Genomic DNA, 5,409 nt, shown 5'->3' on the forward strand with positions numbered 1-5,409 from the left:
CCCGTGCCCGTGCCCGTGCCTGCGAATGCCGTGATGGCTGTGGCCGTTAGTTGGCCGATACCAGGCACCGATGTGAGCCTCACAGCGGTGTCGTCGGCACTCGCAATAGATTCGATTTGATGTCGGAGTTGCAGCAGGCGGGCCTCGACAGAGCGGTATTCCTCCCACAGCTCTTGGAGCAGACGGCGCATGGACGGTGTGAGTCCGTTGTTCTCATTGGCAAGAATCGATGGCATGTCGCGAACAAAGTACGCCGCTCCAACCCCAATGGTGAGACCGTACTCGAGCAGGAACGCACGTGCTTGGTTGCCAATGGCCGTCTTGCTCGAAACAAGCCGCTGCCGCACACGATGCAGGGCCTGCAAATCGAGCTGGGCCTCCGTCTTGGGTGTGGAGAAGCGCATCGTGGGCCGCGATATGGCCTCGGCAATCGCCCCAGCGTCGATGAAGTCAGTCTTGTTGGACTTGACGAATGGTTTGACAAACTGGGCTGGGACTATCCTGACCCTGTGTCCGCAATCGGCTGCCTTGCGTGCAAGCCAGTTACTACCGGGGCACGCCTCCATACCGACAATTGTTGGTGATGCGCGCGCGAGAAACTCAATGAGTCGTTCCCGGGTGAATCTGCTCCTGAACACTGGTTTGCCTGCGGCATCCAGACCAACGACGTGAAACGCAGTCTTGCCGATATCAATGCCCATGTGAGCTATAGCTGACGTCGCGCGTTGACTCATGACACACCTCCTTGGGAGCTGTTTCGTGCCGCCATTATGCGGTTCTGGGAGGGGCGGACCATCCTATTAGTGGATTGCGCGCTCGCCATCGTTGCCAGGGGACGACCAGTGAAACAGGTTTGCGAGGTCCTCGGCGTAGCGCGCTCAAACGTGGCGGCCAAGCGCACTCGACCGGCTGATTGGCGTGATGGGCGAACAGCCCGGCAAACCGACGACGCTGGCCTGGTGGACGAAATTCGGCACGTCGTTGCTGGCTTGCCGAGCTATGGCTACGGGCGCGTCTGGGGCAGATTGCGGCGTGAACGGGAGCGTCGAAGCGAAGCGCCGGTCAATGCCAAGCGGGTCTATCGGGTCATGCGAGTGCATGGCCTGCTGCTTGAGCGCAGGCCGACGCCGCGCCCACAGCGCCGACATGACGGCAAAGTCGCTGTGGCCAAGAGCAACCAGCGCTGGTGTTCCGATGGCTTCGAATTCCGCTGTGACAACGGCGAGCCGCTGCGCGTGACGTTCGCGCTGGATTGCTGCGACCGCGAGGCGATGAGCTGGGTAGCGACGACCGGCGGCTACAGCGGCGACGTCGTGCGCGACGTGATGTTGGCGGCCGTCGAGCAGCGCTTCGGCAACGTCTTGAAAGCGCCGGCGGAAATTGAATGGCTGACGGACAACGGCTCGGGCTACATTGCCGGGAAGACCCGCGAGTTCGCCATGGACATCGGCCTGAAGCCGTTGACGACGCCGGTTTGCAGCCCGCAGGGCAACGGCATGGCCGGGAGCTTCGTGAAGACGATGAAGAGCGACTACGTCGCCTTCATGCCCAAGCCGGATGCGGCGACGGCCGCGCGCAACCTCGCCATCGCGTTCGAGCACTACAACGAGCAGCATCCCCACAGCGCACTGAAATATCGCTCGCCACGCGAGTTCAGGCGCAGGACGGAATCATCAACTCAAGTGTGAGACGGTGTCCGGAGATGCGGGGGCAAATCCATTTTGCGTGTTCGTCAGTCATCGAATATGCCGGGGCGCTGCGAGTAGCCATGCAGTTTGCTGCGCAATAACTTGAGCCGATGTTGTTGTCCTTTCGAGCAACTGTCGCGACCTGAGCCCAAGCCTCGCCCTTACGTTGTAAGTGTTGAAGGAATCGCGTGGCCCTTGAGTATTGTTGAATATCATCTGAACTGCGCTCCCCTAAAATTCACTTGGCCCTAATATCAAAAGCTAGCAACAAGCGGCTAATGTGCTACGTGGTCTGCTGGCGATAGTGCGGTCGATCCGATTCGCTTGGTTTGCAAGGCATGCCTAGTGCGAAATGGCATTGCTACGGGAAAAAATCGGCTGAGAAGAATCAAAGATGACGGTTTGGCAGTGCCCCGGGGGCTGCGGTCTGTAGTAAGGGGAGCTGTGTGAGTGCAATCATCGTGCATCTCTGCTCCAATGCAACGAAAATTCTAATTTTTCAATCGCTCCCGTCTCGTTCCTCCCTGATTCTTCGAGAGTAATCTTGGTCATGGTACTTCTAGGCTCAGGTTTGTGGCTCTCTCAAGAAAGTGCAACGCTGGTAAGTGGAGTCGAGAAAATAATAAATATATTTGCATGAAAGCCATTTATCAAAATCGAGGGGCTGGGGGTTTCACGTTGGTCGAGCTGATGGTCGTGGTAGTTATCGTCGCGATTCTTGCTCTAGTAGCGCTGCCTTCGTATTCGAGCTACATCATTAAGAGTCATGCGAAAGGGGCGGCTGGCGATCTAACTGCGCTGTCGTTGAACCTTGAGAACGGTTACCAGCTCCAGTTCCAGTATCCAGGACCTTATGCGGCCAACACGATCGCGAACAGCGCGCTTTTCCCGGGGTGGAGTCCAGCTGAGAGATCGAGCTTCAACTACACAGTTGGCAGCACTGCAACGACCTATCTTTTGACCGCCGTCGGATCCTCCGGAATGATGTCCGGTTGTACTTTGACGCTAGATCAGAACAACACTCGCACTGCTACGAGCGCGTGTGGTTTCACCTCCTGGTAGAAGCGTTATGCCGGCTCGTTACGAACGCGGGGTCACGCTCGTGGAAATTGCGGTTGTGCTGGTGATAGTTTCCTTGCTTGTCTTCGCAATCGTGCCGCTTAGCGGAACATGGATCACGCAAGCCAATGTGAACCTTGCCCAAACCTTGCTGATACAGGGCGCAGCGCATGCCAAGGCGCGTGCGCTGCGTAACCCAAACAATGCGACGAGTGGCGATGGCGCAGCGTTTCTCCTGCTGATCAATCGAACGGTGTGCGTGCAGACGCAGGCGCCGTCGTCCATCAACTGTGCGGGTGCAATATGGTCAGCATCAATGCCGATTGCAGCCACCCTTGACGGTGCCGAGACACAGTGTATTGGCTATAGCAATGTGGGCATACCGATCCCGACGGCGATTAGTGGAACGTCATGCTCCACGGCGGGGCGGTTTAATCTAACTAGCGGCGGAGCCAATGCATCGGGCATGCTCAATTAGGTCCCGTGAGTGGGGCAATACCTTGTTCGAGTCCTTGATCGCCGTCATCTTGACGGCGATTGTGGGGGTGGGCATGACGTTCGCCCTGACGCGCGTCGCGGTTGGTCAAGCGAAATTGAATGCACAGAACCAAGCGGTGACCCAACTGCGGTCCCAATTGCAGACTCAGGGAATGAGTGCGATCTGTGCAAGGGCGGCTGCCTCGAACCCAAACAGTTCAGGACAGGGCAACCAGGCTAGTGATACGCGCTCAAGCGGTACAGCAGTCGTGATCGGAAGCAACCCAGCCCAAACCATCTTGACTTGTACTCTCCAGCAGCTGACTGTCAGTGTTGGTTCCACCTCCAAGGCCGTGCTGGTTCCAGTCCTCAGCTATGCAGTATCTGATGCCAGGATCGGGAGCCTTGCGCTATTGTTCCAGAACGCGGGGCAATAGCCATGTCAATTCGCCTCGGTATTCGTCAGCAGGGTATATCGCTTATTAGCTTGATGGTTGGGCAAGTGGTGTCGCTGCTCGTCATTTTGGCAATGCTCGGGCTTTTCCGGGCGGTTTCACGCAATGTATTCGACCCAGATACAGGCATGCAACCACGTGCCATTCAGGACCGTCAGGTTGGAAGTGCTTTGCTGACGGCCCAAAGCATGCTGCAGAGTGCCGGCTTTGGTATTCCGTCACCCAGCGTCAACACGCATTTCATTCTTGTCAATGGTGTAGTGGTGAGTGGGGCAGGCGGTACGAGCACGCTACAAACCGCTGGAGCGATGCTCGAGCCGATTGGTTCAACCAGCGCCATAGGCAATGCCATATTTTGGGAAAGCAATCCGTCCCAGTCCTCGTCAACTGCAGCTTGGTCCTGTCAGGGGCTAGCGTCAAATCAAGCGACGGGGGCACTGTATTCACTGCAGGCGGCTGGTGGCTGCGATTTGCTGTCGACAACCTGGGCGGCTCAGCAATGGACCATCACTCGGTTAGTGGCCGACATTCAACTGCCCACGCCTATCACATTCGCCGTCGCGGGCACCCATAACAGTCCGTGCTGGCCCTATGGAGCGGAAGTGCCTTCATCAACGCTGGCAACGCAGATTGGCGCCGAGAACGGTATTTCCAGTGCCAGCCAAAACACCGCGGGCCTGCAAATTCAGCTCAACTGGGGCACGAAGACCGGTTTCGGGTCGTGGTTGTCCTGCCTGCCGAACTTTACCTCCTGATTCACGATGTCTGCCTCGTACTGTTTATCTCATCTTAAGATCAGGCAGCGCGGCGTCGCCGCAATTCAGATGGTGTTAATCGTCGGTATGGCGTTGTCCGTTGCCGCGATGGGCGCCATGCACTACATCGGCAGCACTCAGGATGTTTCGCAGAGCACGCATGCCCTCACGCAAGCCCAGATGAAGGCGCGGAACGGTGTTGATGCCTTTCGTCAGTACCTGTATCAAGTCAGCGGAACGTCGCAAGTGCCAACCGCCGGTAGCGCGATTGCACTTTCTGGCCTTAACGGTATCTCCGGCACAGTCACCCAAGTGCAAGCCAACACTTCGGGATGTCCAAGCGGTACGCAGGTCACTGCGAATCTTACTGGTACGAGCGGCGGTGCCAATTCGACGGTACAGAGTGTTTACTGTGTAGGGAGTGCCCCGTCGTCGACAGTCACATTGCCGAACTTGATTACCATCAACGGCAACTTGCAGTTGACGGGGTCAGTACAGGCCAATGGTGGTACGACTGGAAGTACCAGCTTTTTGGTCAACGGCAACATTAGCTCGTCGGGCAGCATAGGGGGCTTCAACCTGCTCTATGCGACGGGAACAATCACTTTGAACGGCGGAGCCAGCGCCAATACGATCTCTGCACAGGGCGACGTCAACATTAACGCGACTGGCAACTACGTGACGGTCAACTCGATGCAGAACGTAACACTGAGCTCCAGGGTCTCGGTCGTGACAGTCAATAGCAATGGGCTGACCAACTTGAAGACTTCCTCAAGTGCGACCACAGTGAACGCTATCGGGGGCGTCACGTTGGGCGAGTGGGCTAAGGCGACCACGGTCAACACGGATGTCGATGTGCAATCTGGGGGCGGCCAGATTAGCACCTTGAACGCCCAAGGTAGTTTCACTGAAACGAATGATGGCAGCGTTAGCAGCGGCGCTGTTGGGGGCTCCGTGGATTTGCCCCCGTATCCC

General features: G+C 57.3%; 5 protein-coding genes and 1 pseudogene. 5 read left to right on the forward strand and 1 reads right to left on the reverse strand.

Annotation, left to right across the window (positions count from 1 at the left end):
• Window positions 1-734, reverse strand: a 734-nt coding sequence (locus PI87_RS27455) for an IS110 family transposase (RefSeq protein WP_232314111.1), incomplete at its 3' end; no start/stop codon positions are given.
• Window positions 735-803: 69 nt separating this feature from the next.
• Between PI87_RS27455 and PI87_RS27460 the strand changes: the two are divergent.
• The 5 genes and pseudogenes from PI87_RS27460 to PI87_RS27480 form a co-directional block, all read left to right on the forward strand.
• Window positions 804-1,688: pseudogene (locus PI87_RS27460) on the forward strand (IS3 family transposase); the annotation flags it as partial.
• Window positions 1,689-2,324: 636 nt separating this feature from the next.
• Window positions 2,325-2,750 (forward strand): type IV pilin protein, encoded by a 426-nt coding sequence (locus PI87_RS27465; protein ID WP_039600920.1) that lies wholly within the window; start codon window positions 2,325-2,327, stop codon window positions 2,748-2,750.
• Window positions 2,751-2,757: 7 nt separating this feature from the next.
• The gene (locus tag PI87_RS29340; protein WP_157003273.1) at window positions 2,758-3,225 is read left to right on the forward strand and encodes a prepilin-type N-terminal cleavage/methylation domain-containing protein; all 468 of its coding nucleotides are present in this window, start codon (window positions 2,758-2,760) and stop codon (window positions 3,223-3,225) included.
• 438 nt (window positions 3,226-3,663) lie between these two features.
• Entirely contained in the window at window positions 3,664-4,434 is a 771-nt protein-coding gene (locus tag PI87_RS27475) for a hypothetical protein (protein WP_039600922.1), read from the forward strand.
• A 6-nt stretch (window positions 4,435-4,440) separates the two neighbouring features.
• The coding region (locus PI87_RS27480) for a hypothetical protein (protein WP_039600923.1) at window positions 4,441-5,409 on the forward strand (969 nt) is incomplete at its 3' end.

Origin of the sequence: Ralstonia sp. A12, assembly GCF_000801955.1 — a bacterium.
GTDB lineage: Bacteria > Pseudomonadota > Gammaproteobacteria > Burkholderiales > Burkholderiaceae > Ralstonia.

Coding starts and splice junctions, on each gene's coding strand:
- PI87_RS27465 (WP_039600920.1), top strand. CDS start 2,325: ATGAAAGCCATTTATCAAAATCGAGGGGCTGGGGGTTTCACGTTGGTC.
- PI87_RS29340 (WP_157003273.1), top strand. CDS start 2,758: ATGCCGGCTCGTTACGAACGCGGGGTCACGCTCGTGGAAATTGCGGTT.
- PI87_RS27475 (WP_039600922.1), top strand. CDS start 3,664: ATGTCAATTCGCCTCGGTATTCGTCAGCAGGGTATATCGCTTATTAGC.